The 2,946-nt window shown below is 33.1% G+C and carries 2 protein-coding genes and 2 pseudogenes; 2 read left to right on the top strand and 2 right to left on the bottom strand.

All coding sequences use genetic code 11. From position 1 onward, the window contains the following. A pseudogene (locus AN395_RS19700) lies at positions 1-67 on the bottom strand (endonuclease III); the annotation flags it as partial. 253 nt (positions 68-320) lie between these two features. Here AN395_RS19700 and AN395_RS14575 point away from each other — a divergent pair. After that, the gene (locus AN395_RS14575) at positions 321-1,448 is read left to right on the top strand and encodes an AraC family transcriptional regulator (protein ID WP_157683954.1); all 1,128 of its coding nucleotides are present in this window, start codon (positions 321-323) and stop codon (positions 1,446-1,448) included. 150 nt (positions 1,449-1,598) lie between these two features. Continuing rightward, positions 1,599-2,681 carry a serine hydrolase gene (locus AN395_RS14570; protein ID WP_054983416.1) on the top strand — a complete coding sequence of 361 codons (1,083 nt, stop codon included), beginning with the start codon at positions 1,599-1,601 and terminating at the stop codon, positions 2,679-2,681. A gap of 133 nt (positions 2,682-2,814) precedes the next feature. Here AN395_RS14570 and AN395_RS19695 read toward each other — a convergent pair. Beyond that, positions 2,815-2,946: pseudogene (locus tag AN395_RS19695) on the bottom strand (endonuclease III); the annotation flags it as partial.

The raw sequence follows: 2,946 nt of genomic DNA, 5'->3' as shown, positions 1-2,946 counted from the left end.
TAGCAAATTTGGTGCGGTTTGAAACACGAAAAATATGCGTGTCTACGGCTATGGTTGGCCAGCCAAATTATAAGTAAACTAGATGGTGTGTTCATTTTAGAGCGAAATTTCTTAAATAGTATGTTTTAGTATTAACTTTATAAGGCAAATTTGATTGTTTTCTAAAGTAGCAAACTTGTTAATTAAATAGAGTGAGCGCATAACCCTGCCTATTTTTACTCTCTATTTATAGCTCTGATATTACTTAGTTTGAAACATAGCCTGGTTGTCATTTATGATATATGGTTCACCAACTAACTAAAATAACTAAAATAACTAAAATGACCGAGAGTATTGCATTACTAGTTTTTTTCACTCACTTATTAGTTGCGGTATTTCTGCTCAATATTCATTCCGGTAATCAATTAAGTAATAGAATTTTAGCTGTGTTTTTATCCGTTACTGCATTTGATATCAGTAATTTTATTTTCACTAGTTTTTATGGTGCGCATTTAAATTTAGATATGTTTCGTGCTAACTTTTCGGTTCTGACAGCGCCAATACTTTATTTTTACGTAAAATCAATTGTTTATAGTGATTTAAAACTTAAAGCTAAAGACCTTCTGCATGCTATCCCGTTTATTATTGTATGTTTAATCTTTATCCCGCGCTTCCATCTTGGAGATGACATTGCAAAAATGGCCTTTTATAACAACCATGAACCCTTGTTTGAATTGTTGTTTGTTCATGTAGTGCTCTACTTACAAATGTTCATTTATCTTGCATTGATTTTTAAGAAGTTAAACCGCTATAAATTGACTGTTTTAAATAACTATTCAGATATTGAAATACTCAATAAGCAGTGGCTAAACAATTTTATGATGGTTTTTTTAATTGATTTCACCATTGTTGTGGTGCGTAATATTATTAAATTTACCGAGCTACAAGGACTATTGAACTTATTAACTACTCTAATGATGGTAGTCACACTATTTTTTGTTTGTTGGATATTATGGCAAGCACTTCATAACCCTTCCATATTTCAAGGTATTAGCTCAAAGGTTAAATCATTTGAACCAAAAAAACCTCCACAGAACCCAAGTGACGTTGTTGATGTTAATGAAGCACAAAGAGTGTTATCCACAATTAAGTGCCATATGTCGCTAAATAAACCTTACCTGAATCCATCACTAAACATTGACACGTTGGCAAAGCAATTAAATATACCGGCCTTAAAAATTTCAATCGTACTCAATCACCACCTTGGGCAACACTTTTTCGATTTCATAAATAGTTATCGAGTTAATGAAGCTGCTAATATCCTTTCTTTAAAAAGCAATAAACAAAAAGCGATTTTAGAGATATTGTTAGAAGTTGGTTTTAATTCAAAATCGTCTTTTAACACTGCTTTTAAAAAGCATTTTGCAGTGACTCCATCCCAATATAGGAAAGAACGCTTAAACGATTAAATTTATCTCTTCTAGCGCAACCCTTTAAATATAAGACGTTCGACTTTTATAGTCGGTCGAAATCAATCTTGAACCTTACTAATATCCCTATTATCAAATCAAAACTGCTTTGATAAAAAACATTAATGCGAATCAAATAATAGGTGTTTTATGTATAAAAAAATTACGTTAGCTTTCATTTTATTTCTTACTTTTTTTGGGCAGGTGCAAGCTAAAAATAGCGATATAATCTCCAATAAAGACATTTCAAACATTATAACAATGCACGCTAATCAACTCTTGCAGGACTCTCGTTTTGATTCTACATCTATAGGGGTCGTTACGGAAACGGATTCAGTTATTTTACATTTTGGTGAACTCACAAGGCATAAAAAAAACACCCCGACAGATAACACAATTTATGAAATAGGGTCTGTAAGTAAAACCATGACAGGGTTGATTACCGCTTATGCTGTGAAAGATGGAAAGCTATCTTTGAACGATAACATCAATAAGTATATTAATAATAAACTAGACAAATTAAGTACTGAAAAAAATCCTGTGACCGTTCGACAGCTTTTGACTCATAGTTCAGGATTACCAAGAGGTTATGTAGATTTAGGTTTAAGGGCTGAAACATTATCCAAAACATCGTTTTTAAAGGCATTAAATAATGTAAACCCTTCAGAAAACAAAGGTAAATACCATTACTCAAGCGCGGGAATAGAGCTTTTATCATATATCTTAGAAACTGTTTACCAAATGCCATTTGATAATTTATTACAGCAAGTATTGTCAACAGAAGCTAATATGAAAGATACGAAAGTGAACCTTGCTCAAGAACAGCTTAAGGACGTTGCATATGGTTATAATGAGAAAGGGGAGGTAGCAAAAGCCCATCTTACTCCTGAAATACTATGGGGGGGCAGTGGTTATATAAAAACTACTATGTCAGATATTGTAAAATATATGAAGTTGCAACTAAAAGAAGAAAATAAAGCCATTAAAGAATCACATAGAAGGCTGTTTCATGTAGGTGGTACTGATCATATCGCTTATTCATGGATTGCTGCAGAGGATGAAAACTTAGGATGTTATTACATTCACCATGGTGGATTGGAAGGCACACAAAATTGGATGATTATTTTTCCAGATCGTAATATCGCTGTATCGATTGTGACCAACATTAGTTTTCCTGAGGCAGCTGGGCTGATGAGAAAAACTGGAATGGCTATTATAAAAAATTTGAAATAGTTATTTAATCAACTGGCATTTCTAAATGGTTAAAGCGCAACTTTTAGAACTAAATAGTCCACCTTACTGTGCAGTTTGAAGTTTTGATTCTATGTCAAAACTTCACATGTGAATTTCACGAACAGCAGAAGAACTATTCAGTCTTGTCTTTAAACTCACACAAGTCTTCAATAATACAGCTGCCGCATTTAGGCTTGCGTGCTACGCAGGTATAGCGTCCGTGTAGTATTAACCAGTGGTGTACGTCTACTTTAAATTCTTTAGG

This window comes from Pseudoalteromonas sp. P1-30 (assembly GCF_001400005.1).
GTDB classification, from domain to species: Bacteria; Pseudomonadota; Gammaproteobacteria; order Enterobacterales; family Alteromonadaceae; genus Pseudoalteromonas; species Pseudoalteromonas atlantica.
Note: the sequence above shows the minus strand (reverse complement) of the source record. Positions and strands in the feature narration are given on the sequence as shown.